Origin of the sequence: Streptomyces sp. PCS3-D2 (assembly GCF_000612545.2) — a bacterium.
Classification (GTDB): domain Bacteria; phylum Actinomycetota; class Actinomycetes; order Streptomycetales; family Streptomycetaceae; genus Streptomyces.
Genome location: NZ_CP097800.1, coordinates 2,898,561 through 2,923,226, shown reverse-complemented (window position 1 = coordinate 2,923,226; position 24,666 = coordinate 2,898,561). Strand labels below are relative to the sequence as shown.

The window sequence follows — 24,666 nt, the reverse complement described above, 5'->3', positions numbered from 1 at the left end:
CGCCCAGGTACATCGACATCAAGTATCTTGACGTCAAGATTAACATCGGGCAGGCTTCCCCTGTATCTCGACGTCGAGATACTTGGTTCGGTGGGCGGGGAGGCCTGGGATGCGGCGCGGCGGGGAGATCCGGAAGGCACGGCGGGGAGAGCGGGAACCCGGCCTGGTGGCGCAGCTGAGGCGGCCGCCCGGCGGCCGCGACGCGCGGATCATGCTGCTCGCCCAGTCGCTGGACCGGGCCGGCACCGGCGTCTGGGCCGCTGCCTGCGTCCTCTACTTCACCTTCGTCATCGGTCTCGACGCCGGCCAGCTCGGCCTGCTGCTCGGCGCGTCCGGGGTCGCGGGCATCGCCGGCTCGCCCCTGGCGGGCCACCTCGCCGACCGCTTCCCCGTGCGCTCCCTACTGATCGGCGCCCACCTGCTGCGCCTGGTCACCCTCTGCCTGCTGCTCGTCGTCAGCGACTTCGCGCTGCTGCTGGCCGCGGTGGCCGTCACCCACCTCGGGGACCGGGCGGCCAAGACCCTGGAGATGCTCTTCGCCACCCGCGTCGCGGGCGAGCGGCGCGCCACCTATCAGGCGCTGTCGCGCAGTTCGGCGAACGCCGGTTACGCGCTCGGCGCGGGCCTCGCCGCCATCGGCCTCGCCGTCGGCACCCGCGGCGCCTACCACGTGCTCATCCTGGCGAACGCGCTGTCGTTCCTCGTGGCCGCCGCCCTGGTGTGGCGCACCCGGGAGCCACGCGGCCGCGGGCTCGTCGCCCCGCCCGCCGCCGGAGCCGCCGCGCCCGCCGCCGCGCCCGCAGGCGCCCCGAAGGCCCCCGGCGCGGCCCCGGCCGGGGGGCCGAGCCCCTGGCGCGACCGCGGCTACCTCCGGTTCGTCCTCCTGGACATCCCGATGAACCTCGACGACTCGATCCTGGGCATCGGCATCCCGTTGTGGCTGGTGAGCCGTACCAGCGCGCCGCACGAACTGATCCCGGCCTTCCTCGTCATCAACACCGTGCTCGTCGTCGTCCTCCAGCTACGCGTGTCGGCCAGGGTCCCGGGCCCGCGCCGGGCGGCCGGAGCGGTCGCCCTCTACGGGATGACCACGCTCCTGTGCTGCGCCCTCCTGGCCGCCGCGACCGGAGGCGGGGCCTGGGGCGCCTCGGCGGCCCTGCTCGCCGCGGCGGTGCTGGCCACCGCGGCCGAGCTGATGCGCTCGGTGAGTTCCTGGGAGCTCGCCGTGTCCCTCGCGCCCCCGGAGGCGCGCGCCTCGTACCTGGGCGTGGCCGGTATGGCGCAGTCCGTGCAGAAGACCGCGGGCCCGCTGCTGCTCACCGGCGTGGTGATGGTCGCCGGCCCGGCCGGCTGGATCGCCCTGGGGGCGGCGGTGGCCGGCCTGTCCCTGGCCCAACGCCGCGCCAGCCTGCGCAGGTTGGACGCCCTGGCCGCGGCCGCCCCGGCTCCGGCCGGCGCGCCCGCCTGAGGCTACGTACCCGGCTTGCGGCCGTATACGTAGACGTCCTCGCCCTTGCCCAGCAGGTTCCAGTACGCCTTGGCGTCGGCGGGCCGCATGTTCACGCAGCCCCCCGAACCGGGCGGGTTCCACATGCTCTTCGCGGTCGAGTGGAAGGCGATCCCGCCGTCGAAGAACTGGGCGTACGGCATGGACACGTTGTAGACCGTCGACCAGTGGTCGATGCTGCGGTGGTAGATCTTCTTCGGGCCGGTCCGGGTCTCCGTGCCGGCCTTGCCGGTCCGGACGGGGACGGGGCCGTACTTCAGCGTGGGGCCGTCCTGGATCCAGCTGAGCTGCCGCGTCAGGTCCACGCAGGCGATCCGACCCCGGTTCACCGGGCAGTCACCCGCCCTGTTCGGGGTGCTGTCCGCCGCCCGCTGGGCCAGCATCGTGCTCATCGCCCGCCAGGTCAGCGGTCCGGCATAGCCCCGGGCCGGACTGATCCCGTGGCGCGTCTGGAACGCTTGGACGGCCGCGCAGTCGGCCGCCGACTGCCTCCCGTCCACGGGCCGTCCCAGGAACCTCTCCACCTGGCGCTGATACGGCCCGGCGGACTGGTTGCAGGAGGCGGCCTCTGCCGTTCCGCCTCCTGCAACCACCACCAGCGGCAGCGCCAGCGCCGCCGCCCCGCTCCACACCGCCGCGCGCCGACCCGCGCGGGCGCGCGCCCTCCGCTTCCCCATCCGGTCCTCCCCTGCTCACCGCACTTCGTTCTCCGTGTTGAATGCCCGGAAAACGAGCAGGGGTTGCCTCCGGCGGAAGCGAAGTGCCGGTCAGCGCGCGCCCACCGCGGAAGCCGGTATGCGCCGCTGTGCGCGGGCCGCGTGCGTGCCGTACAGGGTGATCGACACGACGCCGAGCACCGCGAGCAGCGCGATGCCGACCGTGGCCGCCCAGCCGCCCTCGTGATAGGCGAGGGCGCCGAGGGTGCCGCCCGCGCTCGAACCGAGGTAGTACACCGACTGGTAGAGGGCGGAGGCCTGGGCACGGCCCGTCTTCGCGGTCCGGCTCACCTCGGCCGAGGCCACCGCGTGCCCCGCGAAGAAGCCCGCCGTGATCAGGACCAGCCCCAGCACGACCACGACCAGGGAGTCCGACAGTGACAGCAGCAGCCCCAGCGCCGTGGTGGTCACGGCCAGGTACAGCGCACCGCGCCGCCCCGTGCGCGCCACCAGCCTGCCGGCGGCGGCCGAGGAGACCGTACCCACCAGGTAGATCAGGAAGATCGAACCGATCACGCCCTGGCCGAGCCCGAACGGCTCGTCCACCAGCCGGTAGCCGATCACCGTGTAGACCGCGCCGAAGACGGTCATGAACAGCGCGCCGATCCCGTACAGCCGCAGCAGCAGCGGATCGCGCAGATGGCCGGCGACGGTACGGCCCACCGCGCGCGGGTTCAGTGACGCCGGGCGGAAGAACCGCGCCCGCGGCAGCATCGCCAGGAAGGCGACCGCGCAGACCAGCGCCATCACGGCGACGGCGGCCAGACCGGCCCGCCAGCCTCCCAGCTGCGCCGCCCAGCCGGTGACCAGGCGGCCGCTCATGCCGCCGATGGAGTTCCCCGCCACGAACAGCCCGATCGCGGCCACCAGGGCCCGCGGCCGGACCTCCTCCGCCAGGTAGGCCATCGCGGAGGCCGGAACGCCGGCGATCGCCGCACCCTGCACGGCGCGCAGCACCACCAGCCACTCCAGGTTCGGTGCGAAGGGGACGAGGAGCGCGACACCGACGGCGATCGCCATCGACCAGGTCATCATCCGGGTGCGGCCGAACCGCTCGGACAGGGCGCTCAGCGGCAGGACGAACAGCGCGAGGGCGCCGGTGGCCGCGGACACCGTCCAGCTGGCCTGACCCGCCGTCACCCGGAGGTCCTCGGAGATCGCGGGCAGCAGTGCCTGGGTGGAGTAGAGGAGGGCGAAGGTCGCCAGCCCGGCGGCGAAGAGCGCGAGGGTCATCCGGCGATAGCCGGGGCGGCCGGGGGAGAGGGGTTCCGGTGCGGGGGACGACGGGGTGGAGGCACCCGGGATGACGGGTGCCCCGGTATGAGCGGGAGGCATGCCATCGACGGTAGGCCTCGGCTTTTCATGCGTCCAATGCACAGAATCGCGATAATCGATCCACTGCTGCATCAGCCCAGGTCAGGAATGCGGATGTCGACAAACCGTTACGCAGAAGACACGGCGGTGACACACCTGCTGGCGCCCCGGCTGGCGTACTTCGCCGCCGTCGCCCGGCACGAGCACGTCACCCGTGCCGCCCAGGAGCTCGGCGTGCCGCAGTCCACCCTGTCCCGGGCCATGGTCCGCCTCGAACACGACCTGGGCGTCTCCCTGTTCGCCCGCAAGGGCCGCACCGTCGCCCTCACCACGGCGGGCCGCACCTTCCTCGCCTCGGCGGAACAGGCCCTGGACGGCATCGCCCGCGCCGCCGAGTCCGTCCAGCAGGACGCCGACCCGGCCTACGGCAAGGTCGCCTTCGGCTTCCTGCACACCCTCGGCCCCGAGACCGTCCCCGGCCTCATCCGCGCCTTCCGCGCCGACCACCCGCGCGTGCGCTTCTCCCTGGTCCAGAACTACGGCGAGGCCATGCTGGAGAAGCTGCGCGCCGGCGAGCTCGACCTCTGCCTCACCTCCCCGCTTCCGGACGCCCCCGACCTCGCCACCCGCCGCCTCGACGAACAGCGGCTGCGCCTGGTGGTCCCCGACGACCACCGCCTCGCCGGCCGCAAGCGCATCCGCCTCGCCGAGGCCGCCGAGGAAACCTTCGTCACCCTGGAGGCCGGCTACGGCCTGCGCCGCATCACCGACGACCTGTGCGCGGAAGCCGGGTTCACCCCGCGCGTCGCCTTCGAGGGCGAGGAGGCCGAGACCCTGCGCGGCCTGGTCGCCGCCGGCCTCGGCGTGGCCCTGCTGCCGCCGCCCGCGGTGCCCCGGCCCGGAGTGGTCGAGCTGAACGTCACCGCCCCCCGCGCGGTCCGGGAGATCGGCGTCGCCTGGCTCGACGGCCACCCCGACACCCCTCCGGTCGCCGCGTTCAAACGCTTCCTCCTCTCCCGCCGCGGACGCCTCATCCCGGAACTGGAACCGCCCGCGCCGCAGGAGGGCGGCCACCCCGAAAACTGATCGCCGTGCCCTGCTCCGGAGGGCAGAATGACCAGGGTTGAGCCGGGGGAGACCTCACCGGTACCGGTGACCGGCACCCGCCGCTGGGAAGTGGCCGTGGCTGCAGGCCCACCGCCACCGGTACGGCGGGCCGGGGCCACGCTAGGCCCCGTCCGCCGGGGTGGCGGCCGGGGCGGTCGGGGCGATCGGGCGGCTCAGCAAGTACCCCGCCTGGAAACGGGACTTGGCGCCCACCGCCCGCATGATCTCCGCGATGTGGCGCTGGCACGTCCGCTCCGACATGCCGAGGCGGCGCGCGATCACCTTGTCCTCCAGCCCCTCCGACAGCAGCCGCACGATCGTCTGCCGCAGCTCGTCCGAGATCGACCGCGCCTCCTCCGGGCCCACCGACGTCGGGAAGGGCTCCGCGCCCAGCCACGAACGCTCGAAAGCGGCGGTCATGAAGTGCACGACGCTCGGCTCCCGGACCACCAACGCCGCCCCGCTGCGGTCCGGCACCGCCATCAGCCCGGTCCGCCCGTCGAAGACGAGCATGCGCATCAGCCCGTCGCCCAGCGTCCGCACCTGCGCGCCCAGCGCCGTCACCCGCTCCACGTAGGCCGCCGTGGGCCGGGAGTACCGGGCCGTGTGCTGGTAGAGCGTCCGCATCCGGACCCCGCGCGTCAGCAGCGACTCGTCGCGCCCGATCGATTCCTCCAGGGTCTCCGGCGGACGGCCGCCGCCCGGCTGCGAGGTCAGCAGCTCCACCTCGCACGCCGCGGCCAATTCCGCGATCAGCCCCCGTACGGCCCCGAGGTCCGTGACCAGCTCCAGGTGCCCCGCCCCGCTCGGGTCGCGGTGCGCGGTCCCGGCCTCGTACGCCGGCACCAGTGCCTCCAGCCGCCCCCGCAGCCGGTCCATCTCGTCGTGCGTCTCCCGTACGAGCAGGGCCAGCGGGGCCAGCGCCCGGGCCGCCGCCGCCCGCGGAGCCACGGCGCTCCACCGGTCCGAGCCGCCGCCGGGCGCACGCTGGAGCAGATGGGCGGCGGCCAGCTCGGTGATCGCGGCGGCCGCGCGCACGCCGAGCGCCCGGGTGGCCTCGGCCGCGTCGAAGGCGTGCCGTTCGACGGCGTACGCGTACAGGCGCCGGGCGGCGGGGGTCAGCTCCCCGGACGCGCCGGCTGCCCCGGCCGCCGCCCCGGATGGTCGGGTTCCCTCGGCTGGCATGTCCGCATTCGTCCCGACCTGGGGTCGTTTGTAAACCCCTCGTATTCCCGCAAGGCGGCAAGACGACCCCTGGGACGACCCGTTCGGCATATGCCGAGGAGGCACAGTGGTGACACGGCGTGAAGGGGGAACGCGGACGCGTCGGTCCATCCGTGCCATCCGACCGAGAGGGGGCGGAACGGCGGGCACGGGCGGACCGGCGCGAGGTCCCGGTGCGGTGCGGTCCCGGCCGGGGTGCTCAGCCGGACGGCTTCGCGTAGTCGGAGAAGCCGGTCCAGTCCAGCGTCACGCAGGCCTCGTCGCCCACGACCCAGGCGTCGTGCCCGGGGTGGACGCGCATGTAGTCGCCGGGGCCGAATTCGGCGCTCTCGCCGCCGTCCATGACGACCTTCATGCGGCCGCTCACGACGTACCCGGTGTGGTCGGCCCGGCAGCTGTCGGTCCCGGCCAGCGGCTTGACGTGCTCCGACCACTTCCAGCCGGGCAGGAAGACGGCCCGTCCGACGGCGCCGTCCCCGGTGTCCACCAGGTCCAGCCTGCCCATGCCGCCGACGAACGGCCTGGTCTCGTCCGGCGCGTCGAAGTTCCTGCAGTCGATTGCGGCCATGGCCGATCGCCTCCGGGAGGGGAGCGGGTGCCCCGAGTCCACTTCTCACGGTACGCCGGGAGCCCGCTTCGCGGGCCGCGACCGGTCCCGCCCCGTCCTGGCCGGTCCCGCCCCGTCCTGGCCGGTCCCGCCCCGTCCCCGGGCCGGTGCCGCCCCGTCCCGGTCCCGGGCCGCCCCCCGCCGCCTCATCCGCGCAGCGACCTCCCGAAGCCGGAGGCCAGCGGCATCCGCAGGCCCAGCGGCGGCGGTGCGGCCAGGGCGTCCGTGACGGGGCGCGAGTACCGCCCGGAGAAGACCGCGCCGAGGACGAAGTCCACGCCCAGCGCCACCACTTCCGCCTGGTGCTCGCGCAGTCCGTGCCCGTCCGAGTGCACCTCGAACCGGCAGGTCGAGCGGTTCGCCTTCTTCGCCCGCTCCGCCAGCCGGAAGGAGTTCTCCGGGTCGCTGCGGGCGTCGTTGGTGCCGTGCACGATCAGGACCTGCCGCCCCGACAGCTGTTTCACCGGTTCGGGCGAGTCCGCAGGCATTCCCTCGGCCAGGCAAGGGGCCAGTGCCAGAACCGAGTTGACCGCCCCGTGCCCCGCCGCCCGCAGCGCGGCCAGGCCGCCGGCGCCGTAGCCGGCCAGGCACACGGGCACGTCCCCGTACCGCCGCACCGCCTCATCCGCCGCCCAGCGTGCCTGCTCCTCCCGCGCCGACTCCCCGCCGTGGATGACGGTGTGCGCGACCAGGCCGTCGGCACCACCGGCCCGGGCCAGCGCCCGCGCGAGCGGACGCAGGGGGCCGGGGGAGAATCTGGACGCTCCGGGAAGCAGGAGCACCACCCCGTTGACCGGGCTTTCCGTCGAACCCGAGCCGGTTCTCGCGCCGGCTGCCCGCCCCAGGCGGGCCCCGCGCGCCGGCGGCGCATGCTGTGCCATGGCGGAACAGTCTCAGACCCTCGGGTGTACGCCATCCGTCCGCGCGGTCTCTGTTACATATCGACGCCTGCCGGGGACACGACGCTCTACGCGCGTAGGAGTAGAGTGCGCAGATGACGAGCGAGACCCCCAACCTGCCGACCCCGGATCAGATCCGCCGTTCCCCGAAGGTGCTCCTGCACGATCACCTCGACGGTGGACTGCGTCCCGGGACCATCATCGAGCTGGCCCGCGAGGTCGGCTACGCGAGCCTCCCCGAGACCGACGCCGACAAGCTCGGCATCTGGTTCCGCGAGGCCGCCGACTCCGGCTCCCTGCCGCGCTACCTGGAGACCTTCGCGCACACCTGCGCGGTCATGCAGACGAAGGCGGCTCTCTTCCGCGTCGCCGCCGAGTGCGCCGAGGACCTGGCCGAGGACGGCGTCGTGTACGCCGAGATCCGCTACGCCCCCGAGCAGCACCTGGAAGCCGGGCTGACCCTCGAAGAGGTCGTCGAGGCCGTGAACGACGGCTTCCGCGAGGGCGAGCGCCGCGCGAAGGCCAACGGCCACCGCATCCGCGTCGGCGCCCTGCTGACCGCGATGCGCCACGCGGCCCGCGCGCTGGAGATCGCGGAGCTGGCCAACCGCTACCGCGACAACGGCGTGGTCGGCTTCGACATCGCCGGCGCCGAGGCGGGGTTCCCTCCCACCCGCCACCTCGACGCCTTCGAGTACCTCAAGCGCGAGAACAACCACTTCACGATCCACGCGGGGGAGGCCTTCGGTCTGCCGTCGATCTGGCAGGCCCTGCAGTGGTGCGGCGCCGACCGCCTCGGCCACGGCGTGAAGATCATCGACGACATCGAGGTCGCCGAGGACGGTTCGGTCACGCTGGGCCGCCTGGCCAGCTACGTCCGGGACAAGCGCATCCCCCTGGAGATGTGCCCGACCTCGAACCTGCAGACGGCCGCGGCCGCCTCGTACGCCGAGCACCCGATCGGCCTGCTGCGGAAGCTGCACTTCAGGCTCACGGTCAACACCGACAACCGCCTGATGAGCGGTACCAGCATGAGCCGCGAGTTCGAGCACCTCGTGGACACCTTCGGCTACACGCTGGACGACATGCAGTGGTTCACCGTCAATGCGATGAAGTCCGCGTTCATTCCTTTCGATGAACGACTGGCCATGATCAATGAGGTCATCAAGCCTGGTTATGCGGAGCTGAAGTCGGAGTGGCTGTTCCGTCAGACCGCCTCCACCAGCGGTTCTGTCTCGGCCTAGGCCATGGCATGACGTACCGAAAGCGCCCGGGAGAGGCAATTTCCGGGCGCTTTCTCGTATAAAAGGATGTTTGCGGGCCGGGGTTTGAAGTGACTAGTTTGCGGAGCCGCTCAATTCCCCGTCGCAAGGAATACCTTTCATGAAGCAGTCAGCTGCCAAGTTCCTCGGTGCCGCCGCCGCCGGTGCCGCCCTCGCCGCCGTCGCCGCCGGTGCCGCCTCCGCCGCCGTTCCCGCGATCGGCATCACCGACGCGCTCGGCACCGCCACCGGCGCGCTCGAGGGCGTCACCAGCCAGCAGCAGATGAAGGCGGAAGAGGGGCAGCCGAGCGACCCCACCGCCGCGGTCACCGGTCTGCTGGGCCCGGTCACCGGCGCCCTCAACGGCTGACACCGACGCGAGACGGACGAACGCACGCGCGGCGGTCGCACGCTCCTTCGAAGAGGTGTGTGGGCCGCCGTGCGGTGTGCCACGATCACCACCAACTGCCCGCCGACGCACTGGGTATGAGGTTCTCGGTCATGCGCATGAAGGCACGAGCGACACTGGTCGCACTGGTCCCCGCCCTGCTGTTCGCCGCCGTGGGCTGCAGCGGTACGGAAGCCCCCGCGACGGGCAGGTCCCCCGACCCCAAGGGGTCGGCGAGCGGCGCCGGCGGCGCCCCCGCGGCGTCCCCGGACCCGGCCGGATCGGCACCGCAGAAGACCGGCGGCACCACGCTGGAGCGGTCCGCGCTTGCCCAGGGCGACCTGCCCGGCTACCAGATCTCCGCCCAGGGGAAGAATCCGAACGCCCCGGACGGCCAGCCGCAGGCCGACAAGAAGGCCTGCCAGCCGCTGGCCGACATCATGGGCGACAAGCCGGACCCCGCGGCGCGCGAGACCGTCAACCGGGGCATCGGATCCCAGAAGCAGGTGGGGCTCGCGGTCTCCGCCTCCGTCAGCTCCTACTCCGCGAACGACGCCAAAGCGCTGATCGCCCGGCTCAAGTCCGCCGTCGCCGCCTGCGGCACGGGCTTCTCCGCCACGGTCGACCAGCAGACCGGCAGCTACCGCGACGTCCGCACCGCCGACTACCGCACCAGTGGTGACGAGAGCGTCAGCTGGACCACGACCGCGGCCGGCCAGGGCGTCTCCGCGCAGGTCCACCTGCTCGTCGTACGCGAGGGCGACACCGTCGTACGGCTGATGGCCCTCAACGTGGCGGGCGGCCAGCAGAAGGTGCTGGTGCCGCAGGAAGTGACGGACAAGCAGCTGGAGAAGGTCCGGCAGGTCGGCTGAGCGGCCGCACTACCAGGCGGTCGACGCCGGCTTCTCGTTCGGCAGCAGCACCCACAGTGCGATGTAGATCAGGAACTGCGGGCCGGGCAGCAGGCACGAGACGGCGAAGATGACCCGCATCGTGTTCGCGGAAATGCCGAAACGCCGTGCGAGTCCGGCGCAGACTCCGCCGATCCAACGGCCGTCACGGGGGCGGACCAGGGCGCTCATGAGGTTCTCCTTCATCGGGATCGCTTTCTTGCGATGACTCAATACTCCCGCTGGACCGCTGACAGAACGTCGGTCCAGGGGCCGAGCCCGACCCTGGAAATCTTCGGGGTCCCTCCCTGATAAGCGGCGTGTGAGCGGCGCATCCGGGCCCGCAGCGCCGGTACGACGGCCGCGTGCGCCAGCAGCACGCCGAGGGTGTTCAGCAGCACCGAGTCCACGTCGACGACCCGGCCCGGGACCCCGCTCTGCAGCATCTCGATGCTCATCGAAACCAGCGCGCCCGCGGCGGTGGTCCGCACCAGGGAGGACCACTGGGCCAGGCGCGAGAGCCACAGCCGTCCGCTGACGAGCGGTACCAGCACTCCCAGCGGGGCCAGCAGCGCGATCCCCTCCCCGATCCGCCGGGCGGCCTCCAGCGGGCCGAGTACGAGGTCGGCCCTGATCCCCTCCAGCGGGGTCAGATTGCCGGCGGCGGCCCACGGAACGTCGAGGGGGCGCAGGGTCAGCCAGCCGACGACCAGGAGATGGGCGGCGAGCAGGACCCCGGACAGGAGTCGGAGACGGAGGGGGATCGCGGTGGCGCCGACGGAGGTGCCGTCGGCCTCAATACGCTGCACACCTGCGAGGACGCACCATCAGGCGGCCACGGTTCCGCCGGAGGGGTGTGGCGGCGGGCACGGTGCGCGGCTGCCCGGCCACCCGTCGCCGGCCCCGGTCAGCCGGTGGCCAGCAGGACGATCAGCAGCAGCGCGCCGGACACGGCGGGCGCGATGATCTCGTACGACCAGTGCACGCGCACGCCGCCCTGGGCGCCGGGCCGCTCGGCCCCCCGCTCGGCCAGCCTCTGGAGCTCGTCGACGATCCGGTCCGCACTGGCCCGCATCGGCTCGGCCGGGACCCGGAGCTTCTCGCCCGGGGAACGCTCCTCCCGGTCGCGCAGCCCCTCGTAGCGCAGTCGCTGGCGGTGGGCCTTCTTCCGCTCGCGCAGCGAGACGGGCACCGACCACAGCTGGTACTTCGACCCCTCGGCCAGCACCTCGGCCGAGTAGCCGGACCGCACGGCGTCCACGGCGGCCCAGGGCAGCTCGATGATCCGGAAGGGGTTCCGCACGCGCATCCGGTCGTCGTTGGCGAAGACGGCCGGTCGGATCGTGAACGCCACGATCAGGGGTACGGCGCACAGCGCGGCCGCCAGCGCGATCCACGGGGTGTTCCCCGAGCCGCGCAGCACGGCGTCCCCGCAGAGCCAAGCCGTCAGCGCGAGCAGCAGCACCCCCGAAACGACGCCCATGGAGGAGCGGTAGACCCGGTCGTCGTAGACCGGCTCATCGGTCGGCTGCTGGCTGCTCATGGGGTCGATTCTGCCCCACGCCCCCGCGGCCCACGAGAGCGGCGTACGGGGGAAGGCGCCGCCGGGCCGGCGGCCCGCCGGACGGAGCGACCGGGGGACCGCGGGACACGCCGGCGGGCCGTCAGCGCGGGGTGCGGCCGCGGCGGCGGGCGAGGAGGGCCGCACCGAGGCCGGCCGCCGCGGCGGCGAGACCGGCGCCGGCGGCGAGACCGCCCCGGGGCATGGCCGCGGCCTCACCGGCGGCCTGCGCCTCGGGGGCGGCCGGCGCGGCCGGGCCGGTGGAGGGCGACGGCTTCCCGGCCGGCGTGGCCGAGGGGGCGGCGGCCGCTGCGCCGGACGGCGTGGCATCCGGCTCCGGAGCGGGGGCCTCGTCCTCGAAGGCGTAGGTGACGGGGCAGCCCGCGGGCAGCTCCGGGAAGAGCGCGTCGGCGAAGGGGTGCTCCCCGCCCGGGGTCTCGTACGCGAACGTCGGCCGGGCACCGCTCGGGTTCACGATGCGGGCGGCGGTCGGGCCGCCCGGTGCCGGGGCGGGGTCGGTGCGCGTCAGCTTCTCGTGGGCCTGCTTGGTGATCCCTTCCACCAACTGCACCTGCGGTCCGTCGGGGGTCCTCGTCAGGTCGGCGACCAGCGTGCCGTGCAGGCGCAGCCGCTTCGTGGCGGAGACGCATCGGGCACCGTGGATCCGGGCCGCCTCGGACAGCGGCAGCGGGAAGGACCGGGTGACGCCGGCCTTCGTGACCGCGAGGACGGGGGCGGCCGAGTCCACCTCGGTGATCTCCAGGTCCAGGCCGTTCGCGGTGCCGCCGGTGTTCTCGCGGTCCAGCACCGTCAGCACGCGGGACATGTAGTGGTCGCCCGGCTGCCAGTCCGGTCCGACGACGCGGATCCAGGCCTCCGGGCCCTCCGCCCCGTGACGCAGCACCGCGACGAGGCCCTCGCCGATGTGGGCCGGGGTGCCGGAGAACCGGTCGGCGGGGGTCGGCGGGGTGACCGCGGCGGACGGACGGACGGCCGCGGCGGCGTGCGCGGCCCCCGCGGCGGGAGCGAGGAGCGCGCCGGCGAGGGCGACGGTGGTGATCGAGGCGCGGAGGGCGGTGCGCACGAGGACTCCTTGGAGCGTTGTCCCGGGCAGGTGGGGAAGGCCGCATGCCGCGTCCGTCGCGGTCCGGTCTTCGTCCGGTGAGCTTCCGGCGGGCTGCTGGAAGGAAACCTACTGATCGTGTGCGTCCGGACGATCGCCCTCCTGTCATGGCCGGGTAACAGGTGGCGGAGGTGTCGATTCCGCAGCGGATCGGCCGGAATCGGGGGAGGGGGGTGACAGGTCGCTACGCGCGTAGATATGCTCCTCTGGTGACCATGCCCACCACCCTCACCGCATTCGCTGACGTGACGACGTCCGACAGTGCGCTGCGCCGCTTCCTGCACGGGCTGCCCGGCGTCGACGCTGTCGGTCTGGAGGCCCGCGCGGCCTCGCTCGGCACCCGTTCGATCAAGACGACGGCCAAGGCGTACGCCATCGACCTGGCCATCTCGATGATCGACCTGACGACGCTGGAAGGCGCGGACACCCCGGGCAAGGTCCGGGCGCTCTCCGCCAAGGCCGTCCATCCCGATCCGACCGACCGCACCACCCCGATGACGGCCGCCGTCTGCGTCTACCCCGACATGGTGGCCACCGCCAAGGCCGCCCTGAACGGCGCCGACGTCAAGGTCGCCTCCGTCGCCACCGCCTTCCCCGCAGGCCGCGCCGCGCTGCCCGTCAAGCTCGCGGACACCCGCGACGCCGTCGCCGCCGGCGCGGACGAGATCGACATGGTCATCGACCGTGGCGCCTTCCTCGCCGGCCACTACCTGGAGACGTACGAGCTGATCAAGGCCGTCAAGGAGGCCTGCACCCGTCCCGACGGCAGCGCCGCGCGCCTGAAGGTCATCTTCGAGACCGGCGAGCTGTCGACCTACGACAACATCCGCCGCGCCTCCTGGATCGGCATGCTCGCGGGCGCCGACTTCATCAAGACGTCGACCGGCAAGGTGGGCGTCAACGCCACCCCCGCGAACACCCTGCTCATGCTTGAGGCCGTCCGCGACTTCAAGGCGCAGACTGGAATCCAGATCGGCGTGAAGCCGGCCGGCGGCATCCGCACGACCAAGGACGCGATCAAGTTCCTGGTCCTGGTCAACGAGACCGTGGGCGAGGACTGGCTGAGCAACACCTGGTTCCGCTTCGGCGCCTCCAGCCTGCTCAACGACCTGCTGATGCAGCGCCAGAAGCTGAGCACCGGCCGTTACTCCGGTCCCGACTACGTGACGGTGGACTGAGACCCCATGAACATGGACAACACGACTTCCCTCTTCGAGTACGCGCCGGCCCCCGAGTCCCGCTCGGTCGTCGACATCGCCCCCTCCTACGGGCTCTTCATCGACGGCGAGTTCACCGACGCCGCCGACGGCAAGGTCTTCAAGACCGTCTCGCCCAGCAGCGAGGAGGTCCTCTCCGAGGTCGCCCAGGCAGGCGCCGCCGATGTGGACCGTGCGGTGAAGGCCGCCCGCAAGGCCTTCGAGAAGTGGTCCGCGCTGCCGGGCTCCGAGCGCGCCAAGTACCTCTTCCGCATCGCCCGGATCATCCAGGAGCGCAGCCGGGAGCTCGCGGTCCTGGAAACCCTGGACAACGGCAAGCCGATCAGGGAGACGCGGGACGCGGACCTCCCCTTGGTCGCCGCGCACTTCTTCTACTACGCGGGCTGGGCCGACAAGCTCGACCACGCGGGCTACGGCGCGAACCCGCGCCCGCTCGGCGTCGCCGGCCAGGTCATCCCGTGGAACTTCCCGCTGCTCATGCTCGCGTGGAAGATCGCCCCGGCCCTCGCCACCGGCAACACGGTCGTCCTGAAGCCCGCCGAGACCACACCGCTCTCCGCGCTCTTCTTCGCCGACATCTGCCGCCAGGCGGGCCTGCCCAAGGGCGTCGTCAACATCCTCACCGGGTACGGCGACGCGGGCGCGGCCCTCGTCGAGCACCCGGACGTCAACAAGGTCGCCTTCACCGGCTCGACCGCCGTCGGCAAGGCCATCGCCCGCTCGATCGCCGGCACCGACAAGAAGGTCACCCTGGAGCTGGGCGGCAAGGGCGCCAACATCGTCTTCGACGACGCCCCCGTCGACCAGGCCGTCGAGGGCATCGTCAACGGCATCTTCTTCAACCAGGGCCAGGTCTGCTGCGCGGGCTCCCGCCTCCTGGTCCAGGAGTCGATCCACGACGAGCTGCTGGACTCCCTCAAGCGCCGCCTCTCCACGCTGCGCCTGGGCGACCCGCTCGACAAGAACACCGACATCGGCGCGATCAACTCCGCCGAGCAGCTCGCCCGGATCACCGCCCTCGCGGACACCGGCGAGGCCGAGGGTGCCGAGCGGTGGTCCCCGGCCTGCGAGCTGCCGTCCGCCGGCTACTGGTTCGCCCCGACGCTCTTCAGCAACGTCACCCAGGCGCACACCGTCGCCCGCGACGAGATCTTCGGCCCGGTGCTGTCCGTGCTGACCTTCCGCACGCCCGACGAGGCCGTCGCCAAGGCCAACAACAGCCAGTACGGCCTGTCCGCCGGCATCTGGACGGAGAAGGGTTCGCGCATCCTCGCGGTCGCCAACCAGCTCCGCGCCGGGGTCGTGTGGGCCAACACGTTCAACAAGTTCGATCCGACCTCGCCCTTCGGCGGCTACAAGGAGTCGGGCTTCGGCCGCGAGGGCGGCCGCCACGGTCTGGAGGCCTACCTCGATGTCTGAGTCCTCTGTGCGTCTGAGCGTCTTCAAGACCTACAAGCTGTACGTCGGGGGCAAGTTCCCCCGCTCCGAGAGCGGCCGGGTGTACGAGGTGAGCGACTCCAAGGGCAAGTGGCTGGCCAACGCCCCCCTGTCCTCCCGCAAGGACGCGCGTGACGCCGTCGTCGCGGCGCGCAAGGCCTTCGGCGGCTGGGCGGGCGCGACCGCCTACAACCGCGGCCAGATCCTCTACCGCATCGCCGAGATGCTGGAGGGCCGCCGCGAGCAGTTCGTCCGCGAGGTCGGCGAGGCCGAGGGGCTGTCCAAGTCCAAGGCCGCCGCCGTCGTCGACGCGGCCATCGACCGCTGGGTCTGGTACGCGGGCTGGACGGACAAGATCGGACAGATCGTGGGCGGGGCCAACCCGGTCGCGGGACCGTTCTTCAACCTCTCCACCCCCGAGCCCACCGGTGTCGTCACCGTCGTCGCCCCGCAGGACTCCTCGTTCCTGGGCTTGGTGTCGGTGATCGCCCCGGTCATCGCGACCGGCAACACCGCCGTCGTCGTCGCCAGTGAGAAGTCCCCGCTGCCGGCGCTCTCGCTGGGCGAGGTGCTCGCCACCTCCGACCTGCCCGGCGGCGTGGTCAACATCCTGTCCGGCAAGGCCGCCGAGATGGGTCCGCACCTGGCGTCCCACCAGGACGTCAACGCGATCGACCTGGCCGGCGCCGACGCGGCGCTCGCCAAGGAACTGGAGATCGCAGCGGCCGACAACCTCAAGCGCGTCCTGCGTCCACAGCCTGTGGACGACTGGAGCGCCGACCCGGGAACCTCCCGCATGACGGCGTTCCTGGAGACCAAGACGGTCTGGCACCCCACCGGGTCGCTGGGCGCGGGCGGCTCGTCCTACTAGGTCCTGCCGTCGAAGGAGCGCGCGGCCGGGTGCGACCCCGGTCGCGGGGCCCGGGCCCTGCCTCCTGCGAGACCGGCCCCGGCGGTGTCCCCCGCGCCGCCGGGGCCTTCGTACGCCCGCGCACGGGCCCGGGTGTGGGCTACTTCGCGGGCAGCGCCGGGCCCAGCAGCGAGGAGACGGCCGCGGTGGGCAGCTCGCCGACGGACGGTCCCTGTGTGAGGATGCCCGTCACCATGCCGGTGCCGACGGCGGGGAAGTCGGCGACCTTGGTGGCGACCCCGTTGTCCAGCGGGTCCACGCCGGTGTGGGCCAGCGGGTTCACCTTGAGGTTCGCGATCGGGTCGGTGACCCCGGCCACCGCCGCCGGGACGTCCAGCTCGCCGGCCTGGGCGCCGCCCGCCGCCATCGCCAGCGCGGCGCCGGCCATCGAGAGGGTCAGACCCGCGCTGCGGAGCCGGTTCGGGGCCGAAGGGGCTGCGTGACGTGCCATGGGGATCCCGCCTGTGGTCGTAGTCGCGTGCGCACGCAGCGTAGTGGAGGTGTGTTCCTGGACACCAACCGGTCACCGGGAGGATCCCCTACCCGGGGGAATGGTTCAGACTGGTGTCCCGTGAGCTCTTCCTCTCCTTCGCCGACCCGAGTCGTCCTGCTGACCGGTCCGTCGGGCTCCGGAAAATCCTCCCTCGCCGCCCGCGCCGGGCTGCCCGTACTGCGCCTCGACGACTTCTACAAGGAAGCCGGCGACCCCAGCCTGCCGCTGGTGGAGGGCAGCTCCGACATCGACTGGGACTCCCCCCTGTCGTGGGACGCCGACGCCGCCGTCGCCGCGATCGCCGAGCTGTGCGCGTCGGGACGGACGGACGTGCCCGTCTACGACATCGCCACCAGCTCCCGGACCGGCTGGGACACCCTCGACATCGCCCGCACGCCGCTGTTCGTCGCCGAGGGCATCTTCGCCGCGGACGTGGCCGCCCGCTGCCAGGACCTCGGCCTCCTCGCGGACGCCATCTGCCTGCGCGGCCGCCCCTCGACGACCTTCCGCCGCCGGCTCGTCCGCGATCTGCGCGAGGGCCGCAAGTCCGTGCTGTTCCTGATCCGCCGCGGCTGGCGCCTGATGCGTGCCGAGCGGGGCATCGTGGCCCGCCACCTGGAACTGGGCGCCCACGCCTGCGGCCCCGACGAGGCCCTCGGCCGGATCGCGGCCGCCGGCCGCCGCCGCTCCACGAGCCCGGCCGCCGCGTAGGGGACGACCTGTCGATCGGGTCGGGTCCGCGCGCCCCGGTGCCCGGACCGGCCCGACCGACAGGACGACCGACGGCACATCCGCCCGGCGCCGCGCGGGCCCGCAAACGGGTGCGCGGGACCGGTCGGACCCCCGCCCGACCGATCCCGCGCCTTCTCCCCCGCTGGCCGCCGCCTCACCCCCGCAAGACGGTCCCCCGTGGCCGGGGTGGTTCATGTGGTCCCGCCGACCGCCCTCAGGCGACCAGCTCCTCGAAGGACTCCGCCTCGTCGCGGCCGAAGCTCAGCGACTCGTCCTCCCGCAGGCGGCGCAGCGAACGCCAGATGCTCGACTTCACCGTGCCGACGCTGATTCCGAGGATCTCCGCGATCTCCGGGTCCGTGCGGCCCTCGTAGTAGCGCAGCACCAGCATCGTGCGCTGCGGCTCCGGGATGCGGGCCAGCGCCTGCCACAGCACGGCGCGCAGCTCCGTACCGCGCATCGCGTCCGTGTCGGAGGCCGTCTCCGGCAGCTCCTCCGTCGGGTACTCGTTCAGCTTCCGCCGGCGCCAGGCGCTGATGTGCAGGTTCGTCATCGTGCGGCGCAGGTAGCCGCCGACCGCGGCCTTGTCGCTGATCCGGTCCCAGGCGCGGTACGTGGAGAACAGCGCGCTCTGCAGCAGGTCCTCGGCCTCGTAACGGTCACCGGTGAGGTGGAAGGCCGTCGCGTACAGGGCCGCGCGCCGCTCCTGGACGTACGCCGTGAACTCCGCCTCCGACGCCGGGGACGGCGTCTGCTGCTGGGCGGGAACCGCCCGGTACTGGTTCGCGTCAATGGCTACGACGTGGGCCGGCCGGGGCCGGGCGACCGCCACCGAACGGACACCCGCCCGGCGGTTCACATCGTGCAGCCGCGTGACAACCGCGCTGGTGGTGGTGCTGTGCAGCGTGTTCATCTCGCGCCCCCCGTCGTGGAGTGTCTCTGCTTCGGATCGCTGTGCGTTGAGTAGAAGCCTGCCCGGCCGACTTAACCGGGGTGTCCGTCGACTGTCACAGCACTGTCACAGGGACCCGTCCGAAGGACACCCGCGGACTCCGGCAGGATCCGGCCCCCCTGACGGTCGAACTCCCGACTGCCCATGGGACAGAATGAGCCCGTGCCTTTCCTGTTGCTGATCGAGGACGACGACGCCATCCGCACGGCCCTCGAACTCTCCCTGTCACGCCAGGGCCACCGTGTGGCCACCGCGGCGACGGGCGAGGACGGCCTGAAGCTGCTGCGTGAGCAGCGGCCGGACCTGATCGTGCTGGACGTGATGCTGCCCGGGATCGACGGCTTCGAGGTCTGCCGCCGGATCCGCCGCACCGACCAGCTGCCGATCATCCTGCTCACCGCGCGCAGCGACGACATCGACGTGGTCGTCGGCCTGGAGTCCGGAGCCGACGACTACGTGGTCAAGCCCGTCCAGGGGCGGGTCCTCGACGCCCGCATCCGGGCCGTACTGCGCCGCGGCGAACGCGAGTCGAGCGACTCGGCGAGCTTCGGCTCACTCGTCATCGACCGGGCCGCCATGACGGTGACGAAGAACGGCGAGGACCTCCAGCTCACGCCCACCGAGCTGAGGCTCCTTCTCGAACTGAGCCGCCGGCCGGGCCAGGCGCTCTCCCGCCAGCAGCTGCTGCGCCTGGTCTGGGAGCACGACTACCTCGGCGACTCGCGGCTCGTCGACGCCTGTGTCCAGCGGCTGCGCGCCAAGGTCGAGGACGTGCCGTCCTCGCCCACCCTGATCCGCACGGTCAGGGGCGTCGGATACCGCCTGGACTCCCCGCAGTGATCCGGTCGTTGCTCGCGGGCCGGCGCTGGACCAGCCTGCGGCTGCGGCTTCTCGTCGTCTTCGCCCTGGTCGCCCTGACCGCCGCCGTGTCCGCGTCCGGGATCGCCTACTGGCTCAACCGCGAGGCCGTGCTCACCCGCGTCCAGGATGCCGCCCTCGGCGACTTCCGGCAGGAGATGCAGAACCGTGCCGCCGCGCTGCCCGCCGACCCGACCCCGGAGGAGCTGCAGCGCACCGCCGAGCTGATGGCGGGCAGCAGCCCCGGCTACAGCGTCCTGCTCGTGCAGGAGGGCAAGGACAACCGCCTGACGTACGGCGCGGCCGGGCCCGACAACTTCCGGCTGACCGACGTGCCGAAGTCCCTGCAGAACGCGGTGAACGACCGGCAGAAGACGACGTCGGCGAACGACGCCGAATACCACGTGTACTGGCAGCGCACGAAGCCGCGCGGCAATCCGTACCTGGTCGGCGGCACGCGGATCGTGGGCGGCGGGCCGACCGGCTACATGTACAAGTCCCTCGCCCAGGAGCGGGACGACCTGAACGCGCTCGCCTGGTCGCTGACCATCGCGACGATCCTCGCCCTCCTCGGCTCCGCCCTGCTCGCGCAGGCCGCGGCCCGCACCGTGCTCAAGCCCGTCCAGCGGCTGGGCGACGCCGCGCGGCGGCTCGGCGAGGGCGAACTGGACCACCGCCTCGACGTGTCGGGCACCGACGAACTCGCCGACCTGTCGCGCACCTTCAACAAGACGGCCGAGGCGCTGGAGAAGAAGGTCGCCGACATGAGCGCACGGGAGGAGTCCAGCCGGCGCTTCGTGGCGGACATGTCGCACGAACTGCGCACGCCGCTGACCGCGTTGACCGCGGTGGCCGAGGTCCTGGAGGAGGAGGTCGACGACCTCGACCCGATGATCGCCCCGGCGGTGACCCTGGTCGTCAGCGAGACCCGGCGCCTGAACGACCTCGTGGAGAACCTGATGGAGGTCACCCGCTTCGACGCGGGTACCGCCAAGCTGGTGCTGGACGACGTCAACGTCGCCGACCAGGTCACGGCCTGCATCGACGCCCGTGCCTGGCTCGACGCGGTCGAACTCGACGCCGGACGGGACATCGTGGTGCGGCTCGACCCGCGCCGGCTCGACGTGATCCTGGCCAATCTGATCGGCAACGCGCTCAAGCACGGCGGCTCGCCCGTGCGGGTGTCGGTGGCCGTGCAGGGAGATTGGCTGGTGATCGCGGTCCAGGACAACGGGCCGGGCATCCCCGAGGAGGTCCTGCCACACGTCTTCGACCGCTTCTACAAGGCCAGTGCGTCCCGCCCGAAGTCGGACGGGAGCGGGCTCGGCCTGTCGATCGCCGTGGAGAACGCGCACATCCACGGCGGCGACATCGCCGCGGCCAACGTGCCCGGTGGCGGGGCACTGTTCACCCTGAGGCTGCCGGTGGACGTGGGAAAGGCGATCACGGGTGATCCGGATGCGTAGGACCCTGCCGGCGGCGCCGGCCGTACTGCTCCCGCTCCTCGGGACGGCCCTGCTCGCGACGGCGGGCTGCGGGATCCGGGCGACGACGGTGCCCGTGGACGTGGGCGAGGCGCCGTCGCGCGTCTCGTGCGACACCCCGGCGCAGCAGCCGGGCGGGCAGAGCGGGGCGCCGGGCTTCCGCGCCACCGTGGAACTGGTCTGCGGATCGCAGCTGGTGGGCGTGGACCGGATCGTCTCGATGCCGGAGAAGGGCGCGCTGCGGGATCCCGTCGCGCAGGCCGCGCAGGCGCTGCTGGAAGCGCTGGAGCGGACGCCGACTGCGCAGGAGCGGGACGCCGGCTTCTCGACCGGGGTGCCGGCGGGGCTGACGGCGGGTGCGCCGAAGCCGGGCGACCCGGCGGGCACGGTGCGGCTCAGCCGCAAGCCGGAGGATCTGCCGCCGGTGGCGTTGTCGCAGATCGTGTGCACGCTGGCGGGCAGCGAGACGGTGTCGGCCGGCCCCGGACCGGTGGTCCTGGGCGGACCGGACGCCGATCCGCCGCGCGCGTGGGAGTGCACGGACGCGGTCCGCTCACGGCCGGAGTCGGTGCCGACACTGGGCGAGATCGTCCGGCCGACCGCGTCGCCGCGCTGAGCGGTCCGCCGCTCCCGGACGCGACGAGGCCCCCCGAGCGGGGCTCGGGGGGCCGGGGATCCGGCTGGGCAGGTTCCCGCCGGACGGGGCGGGAACCTGCCCCGGCGGGGCCGGAGCCCCGGGCCGGAAGCGGTGGGCCGGAAGCGGTGGGCGGCCGGGGACTCAGAGGCCCATGGCCGCCGCAAGGTCCTTCTTGACCGCGTCCAGGACTTCCTGGCCGGTGGTACGGGCCGACGCCAGGTCGGAGGCCTCGGGCACCGGTACGACGACCTCCAGGTAGCACTTCAGCTTGGGCTCCGTGCCCGACGGGCGGCAGATGACCCGGGCCTTGTACGCACCGTCCAGGTAGTAGCGCAGACCGTCCGTGGGCGGCAGCGACTCCGTGCCCCTGGTCAGGTCCTCCGCCGAGACGACCCGCAGGCCGGCCAGCGAGACCGGGGGTTCCGCGCGCAGCCGCGCCATGGCGCTCGCGATGACCGACAGGTCCGACACGCGGACCGAGAGCTGGTCGGTGGCGTGCAGCCCGTGGGCCATCGCCAGGTCGTCGAGCAGGTCGGTCAGGCTGCGGCCCTGCTCCTTGAGCTCCGAGGCCAGTTCGGCCACCAGCAGGGCGGCGGTCACGCCGTCCTTGTCGCGGACGCCCTCGGGGTCCACGCAGTAGCCGAGCGCCTCCTCGTAGCCGTAGCGCAGGCCGTCGACGCGGGCGATCCACTTGAAGCCCGTGAGGGTCTCCTCGTAGCCGACGCCCGCCGCCTCCGCGATCCGGCCCAGGAGGCTGGAGGAGACGATGGACTCGGCGAACACTCCGGTCGCGCCCTTGTGGACCAGGTGCGCCGCGAGCAGCGCGCCGACCTCGTCGCCGCGCAGCATCCGCCAGCCGTCGGCGGTGGGGACGGCCACCGCGCAACGGTCCGCGTCCGGGTCGTTCGCGATCACGATGTCCGGCTGGACCTCGGCAGCCCTGGCGAAGGCCAGGTCCATCGCGCCCGGCTCCTCGGGGTTGGGGAACGCCACCGTCGGGAAGGCCGGGTCCGGTTCGGCCTGCTCGGCGACCAGGACCGGTTCCGGGAAGCCGTGCCGGGCGAAGGCCGCCATCACGACGTCCTTGCCGACGCCGTGCATGGCCGTGTAGACGGTCCGCACACCGCGGGGGGAACCGGGAGTCAGGACCGCGTCCGTACGGGCCAGGTAGGCCTCCAGGACCTCGTCGCCGAGGTCCTCCCAGCCGGAGTCCGGGCGGGGGACCGAGGCGAGCGCGCCGACGCCGGCGATCTCCGCCGCGATCTCCGCGTCGGCCGGGGAGACGATCTGCGAGCCGTCACCGAGGTAGACCTTGTAGCCGTTGTCCCGGGGCGGGTTGTGGCTCGCGGTCACCTCGACGCCGGCCACGGCGCCCAGGTGCCTTATGGCGTAGGCGAGGACGGGCGTGGGCAGCGGGCGGGGCAGGACGGCCGCGCGCAGCCCGGCGCCGGTCATCACGGCCGCGGTGTCGCGGGCGAAGTCCGCCGACTTGTAGCGGGCGTCGTAGCCGACGACGACCAGGCCGCCGGCGTGGCCCTGGCCCTTCAGGTAGGCCGCGAGGCCCGCCGCGGCCCGGATGACCACGCTGCGGTTCATCCGCATCGGGCCCGCGCCGATCTCGCCGCGCAGTCCGGCGGTGCCGAACTGCAGGGTGCCGGAGAACCGGTCGGCGAGCTCCGCCGTGTCGCCCGCGTCGAGGAGCGCGGCGAGCTCGGCCGCGGTCTCCGGGTCGGGGTCCTCCGCCAGCCAGGCCTGCGCCCGGGTGATCAGGTCGTCCTGTTCCTGCACTACTTCCGCCTTACCTCTCGTACGGTCCCGGGGCCTCAGATGCGGGCGAGGACCTGGGTCAGCAGCTTGCCCATGCGCGCGGCCGAGTCGCGGCCGGCCTGGAGGACCTCTTCGTGGTTCAGCGGCTCGCCGGAGATGCCCGCCGCCAGGTTGGTGACCAGGGAGATGCCGAGCACTTCGGCGCCGGCCTCGCGGGCGGCGATGGCCTCCAGCACGGTGGACATGCCGACCAGGTCGGCGCCCATGACGCGGATCATGTTGATCTCGGCCGGGGTCTCGTAGTGCGGGCCGGGGAACTGGACGTACACGCCCTCCTCCAGGGAGGGGTCGATCTCCTTGCACAGCGCGCGCAGCGCGGGCGAGTACAGGTTCGTCAGGTCCACGAAGTTCGCGCCGATGATCGGCGACGTGGCCGTCATGTTGATGTGGTCGCTGATCAGCACCGGCTGGCCGGGCTGCATGCCCTCGCGCAGACCACCGCAGCCGTTGGTCAGCACGACGGTCTTGCAGCCCGCGGCGACGGCGGTACGGACACCGTGGGCGACGGCGGCGACGCCACGGCCCTCGTAGTAGTGGGTGCGGCCCAGGAAGACCAGCGCGCGCTTGTCGCCGATCTTGTACGAGCGGACCTTGCCGCCGTGTCCTTCGACGGCGGCCGGGGGGAACCCGGGCAGCTCGGTGACGAGGAACTCGGCCTCGGGGGCGCCCAGGGCCTCGGCGGCCGGGGCCCAGCCGGAGCCCATGACGAGGGCGACATCGTGGGTCTCGGCGCCGGTGAGCTCCCGCAGGCGGGCGGCTGCGGCGTCGGCGGCGGCGGTGGGATCGGTAACAGATGCGTTCACGCAGACGAGCGTAGCCGCTCATTGCCTACGCGCGTAGATGGCACAGCTCACCATGCTCGGATCGTTGTGTTGTCGTTTCCCGCCACCTGCCCGTCCACACCGGCGGTGACCTGCGATGACCTGCGGTGATGGGTCGGACGGCCAACCGGTGCGGGTCCTGCCGGGGAATTCAGCAGGGGCGCTTGCGCAGCTCCATCACGTAGTCGTGCGGAGCGCCGGCGGACTCGGCCGCGTCGGCGATCTCGCCCAGGTAGCGCGCCGAGGGCAGACCGCCCTCGTAGCCGTTGAGCACGTAGCACCAGGCGGCCTCGTCGCCGTCCAGGGTGTGCACCCGGATCCGCATGCGCCGGTAGATGTCGAGCCCGACGCCCTCCCAGCGGTCCATCGAGTCCTCGTCCAGCGGAGCGATGTCGTAGAGCGCGACGAAGACCTGCTGACGGGGGGCTTCCACGATCGTGGCGAGGGAGCCCTCCCAGCCCATCTGCTCGCCGCCGAAGGTCAGCCGCCAGTCGTTGATCCAGCCCGTGCCGCGCAGCGGCGAATGGGGGGCGCGGCGCGTCATCAGCCGCGGGTCGAGGTTGCCGGCGTACGCGGCGTAGAGCGACATGGGGTCGAGGGTACGGGAGGGGCGGTCGTGGGGGAGCGCCCGGCCGGGCGTACCCCCGGACGGAGTCCTGCGGCGGGACCGGGCGCGAAGCACCTTGAAGCGTGCGGGACA

Annotated in this window: 26 protein-coding genes; 12 read left to right on the top strand and 14 right to left on the bottom strand. The window is 72.8% G+C overall.

Annotated features, from left to right (window positions below):
- Positions 1–166 precede the first annotated feature (166 nt).
- A complete protein-coding gene (locus AW27_RS12285) occupies positions 167–1,468 on the top strand; it encodes an MFS transporter (protein ID WP_236647552.1) in 1,302 nt (433 codons plus the stop codon).
- 2 nt (positions 1,469–1,470) lie between these two features.
- On the opposite strand, the gene AW27_RS12280 is transcribed toward AW27_RS12285, so the two are convergent.
- Both AW27_RS12280 and AW27_RS12275 read right to left on the bottom strand, forming a co-directional pair.
- Positions 1,471–2,184, bottom strand: a complete 714-nt coding sequence (locus AW27_RS12280) for a L,D-transpeptidase family protein (protein ID WP_037919190.1) — start codon at positions 2,182–2,184, stop codon at positions 1,471–1,473.
- Positions 2,185–2,274: 90 nt separating this feature from the next.
- Positions 2,275–3,558: an MFS transporter gene (locus AW27_RS12275; RefSeq protein ID WP_052030284.1), complete on the bottom strand. Its 1,284-nt coding sequence runs from the start codon at positions 3,556–3,558 to the stop codon at positions 2,275–2,277.
- A 93-nt stretch (positions 3,559–3,651) separates the two neighbouring features.
- On the opposite strand from AW27_RS12275, the gene AW27_RS12270 reads away from it, so the two are divergent.
- Complete coding sequence (locus AW27_RS12270) at positions 3,652–4,623, top strand: LysR family transcriptional regulator (protein ID WP_037919192.1); 972 nt, start codon at positions 3,652–3,654, stop codon at positions 4,621–4,623.
- A 141-nt stretch (positions 4,624–4,764) separates the two neighbouring features.
- On the opposite strand, the gene AW27_RS12265 is transcribed toward AW27_RS12270, so the two are convergent.
- From AW27_RS12265 to AW27_RS12255, 3 genes are all read right to left on the bottom strand, one after another.
- Positions 4,765–5,829 carry a helix-turn-helix transcriptional regulator gene (locus AW27_RS12265; protein WP_037919193.1) on the bottom strand — a complete coding sequence of 355 codons (1,065 nt, stop codon included), beginning with the start codon at positions 5,827–5,829 and terminating at the stop codon, positions 4,765–4,767.
- A gap of 238 nt (positions 5,830–6,067) precedes the next feature.
- Positions 6,068–6,436, bottom strand: a complete 369-nt coding sequence (locus AW27_RS12260; protein WP_037919194.1) for a cupin domain-containing protein — start codon at positions 6,434–6,436, stop codon at positions 6,068–6,070.
- A 185-nt stretch (positions 6,437–6,621) separates the two neighbouring features.
- Entirely contained in the window at positions 6,622–7,356 is a 735-nt protein-coding gene (locus AW27_RS12255; protein ID WP_078556132.1) for an alpha/beta hydrolase, read from the bottom strand.
- A 113-nt stretch (positions 7,357–7,469) separates the two neighbouring features.
- On the opposite strand from AW27_RS12255, the gene AW27_RS12250 reads away from it, so the two are divergent.
- The 3 genes from AW27_RS12250 to AW27_RS12240 all read left to right on the top strand — a co-directional run bounded on the left by AW27_RS12250 (position 7,470) and on the right by AW27_RS12240 (position 9,896).
- Positions 7,470–8,618, top strand: coding sequence for an adenosine deaminase (locus AW27_RS12250; RefSeq protein WP_037919196.1), 1,149 nt, complete (start codon positions 7,470–7,472; stop codon positions 8,616–8,618).
- A 139-nt stretch (positions 8,619–8,757) separates the two neighbouring features.
- Positions 8,758–9,006 (top strand): hypothetical protein, encoded by a 249-nt coding sequence (locus tag AW27_RS12245; RefSeq protein WP_037919198.1) that lies wholly within the window; start codon positions 8,758–8,760, stop codon positions 9,004–9,006.
- Positions 9,007–9,137: 131 nt separating this feature from the next.
- Positions 9,138–9,896 carry a hypothetical protein gene (locus tag AW27_RS12240; RefSeq protein WP_236647553.1) on the top strand — a complete coding sequence of 253 codons (759 nt, stop codon included), beginning with the start codon at positions 9,138–9,140 and terminating at the stop codon, positions 9,894–9,896.
- A 9-nt stretch (positions 9,897–9,905) separates the two neighbouring features.
- Here AW27_RS12240 and AW27_RS12235 read toward each other — a convergent pair whose 3' ends face one another.
- From AW27_RS12235 to AW27_RS12220, 4 genes are all read right to left on the bottom strand, one after another.
- A complete protein-coding gene (locus tag AW27_RS12235) occupies positions 9,906–10,106 on the bottom strand; it encodes a PspC domain-containing protein (RefSeq protein WP_037919939.1) in 201 nt (66 codons plus the stop codon).
- 38 nt (positions 10,107–10,144) lie between these two features.
- Positions 10,145–10,714 (bottom strand): VanZ family protein, encoded by a 570-nt coding sequence (locus tag AW27_RS12230; protein WP_172671293.1) that lies wholly within the window; start codon positions 10,712–10,714, stop codon positions 10,145–10,147.
- Positions 10,715–10,821: 107 nt separating this feature from the next.
- Positions 10,822–11,457 (bottom strand): PH domain-containing protein, encoded by a 636-nt coding sequence (locus AW27_RS12225; RefSeq protein WP_037919203.1) that lies wholly within the window; start codon positions 11,455–11,457, stop codon positions 10,822–10,824.
- A 121-nt stretch (positions 11,458–11,578) separates the two neighbouring features.
- On the bottom strand, positions 11,579–12,559 hold the full coding sequence (locus AW27_RS12220; protein ID WP_052030285.1) for a hypothetical protein: 981 nt from the start codon (positions 12,557–12,559) through the stop codon (positions 11,579–11,581).
- A 254-nt stretch (positions 12,560–12,813) separates the two neighbouring features.
- Between AW27_RS12220 and deoC the strand changes: the two genes are divergently transcribed.
- The 3 genes from deoC to AW27_RS12205 are packed head-to-tail and all read left to right on the top strand — an operon-like array spanning position 12,814 to position 16,123.
- Positions 12,814–13,776: a deoxyribose-phosphate aldolase gene (gene deoC, locus AW27_RS12215; protein WP_106967562.1), complete on the top strand. Its 963-nt coding sequence runs from the start codon at positions 12,814–12,816 to the stop codon at positions 13,774–13,776.
- 6 nt (positions 13,777–13,782) lie between these two features.
- Entirely contained in the window at positions 13,783–15,234 is a 1,452-nt protein-coding gene (locus AW27_RS12210; protein WP_370466477.1) for an aldehyde dehydrogenase family protein, read from the top strand.
- Complete coding sequence (locus tag AW27_RS12205; RefSeq protein WP_037919205.1) at positions 15,227–16,123, top strand: aldehyde dehydrogenase family protein; 897 nt, start codon at positions 15,227–15,229, stop codon at positions 16,121–16,123. Before AW27_RS12210 ends, AW27_RS12205 begins: the two co-directional genes overlap by 8 nt.
- A 139-nt stretch (positions 16,124–16,262) precedes the next feature.
- On the opposite strand, the gene AW27_RS12200 is transcribed toward AW27_RS12205, so the two are convergent.
- Positions 16,263–16,613, bottom strand: a complete 351-nt coding sequence (locus tag AW27_RS12200; RefSeq protein WP_037919206.1) for a hypothetical protein — start codon at positions 16,611–16,613, stop codon at positions 16,263–16,265.
- A gap of 51 nt (positions 16,614–16,664) precedes the next feature.
- On the opposite strand from AW27_RS12200, the gene AW27_RS12195 reads away from it, so the two are divergent.
- Positions 16,665–17,366 carry a uridine kinase family protein gene (locus tag AW27_RS12195; protein WP_037919207.1) on the top strand — a complete coding sequence of 234 codons (702 nt, stop codon included), beginning with the start codon at positions 16,665–16,667 and terminating at the stop codon, positions 17,364–17,366.
- A 235-nt stretch (positions 17,367–17,601) separates the two neighbouring features.
- Here the strand turns inward: AW27_RS12195 and AW27_RS12190 are convergent, their stop codons facing one another.
- Positions 17,602–18,300: a SigE family RNA polymerase sigma factor gene (locus AW27_RS12190; RefSeq protein ID WP_037919208.1), complete on the bottom strand. Its 699-nt coding sequence runs from the start codon at positions 18,298–18,300 to the stop codon at positions 17,602–17,604.
- A 201-nt stretch (positions 18,301–18,501) separates the two neighbouring features.
- Here AW27_RS12190 and afsQ1 point away from each other — a divergent pair, with 201 nt between their 5' ends.
- From afsQ1 to AW27_RS12175, 3 genes are read left to right on the top strand one after another with little or no spacing between them, the layout of a single operon-like run.
- Complete coding sequence (gene afsQ1, locus AW27_RS12185) at positions 18,502–19,179, top strand: two-component system response regulator AfsQ1 (protein ID WP_063754818.1); 678 nt, start codon at positions 18,502–18,504, stop codon at positions 19,177–19,179.
- Entirely contained in the window at positions 19,176–20,663 is a 1,488-nt protein-coding gene (locus tag AW27_RS12180) for a sensor histidine kinase (protein ID WP_037919209.1), read from the top strand. The genes afsQ1 and AW27_RS12180 overlap by 4 nt, the downstream gene beginning before the upstream one ends.
- Complete coding sequence (locus AW27_RS12175) at positions 20,656–21,297, top strand: hypothetical protein (protein ID WP_052030324.1); 642 nt, start codon at positions 20,656–20,658, stop codon at positions 21,295–21,297. The genes AW27_RS12180 and AW27_RS12175 overlap by 8 nt, the downstream gene beginning before the upstream one ends.
- Positions 21,298–21,459: 162 nt before the next feature.
- Here the strand turns inward: AW27_RS12175 and AW27_RS12170 are convergent, their stop codons facing one another.
- From AW27_RS12170 to AW27_RS12160, 3 genes are all read right to left on the bottom strand, one after another.
- Positions 21,460–23,106, bottom strand: coding sequence for a phospho-sugar mutase (locus AW27_RS12170; protein WP_037919210.1), 1,647 nt, complete (start codon positions 23,104–23,106; stop codon positions 21,460–21,462).
- Between the two features lie 35 nt (positions 23,107–23,141).
- The gene (locus AW27_RS12165) at positions 23,142–23,948 is read right to left on the bottom strand and encodes a purine-nucleoside phosphorylase (RefSeq protein WP_030851168.1); all 807 of its coding nucleotides are present in this window, start codon (positions 23,946–23,948) and stop codon (positions 23,142–23,144) included.
- A gap of 169 nt (positions 23,949–24,117) precedes the next feature.
- Positions 24,118–24,555 (bottom strand): gamma-glutamylcyclotransferase family protein, encoded by a 438-nt coding sequence (locus AW27_RS12160; protein ID WP_037919211.1) that lies wholly within the window; start codon positions 24,553–24,555, stop codon positions 24,118–24,120.
- Positions 24,556–24,666: the final 111 nt, after the last annotated feature.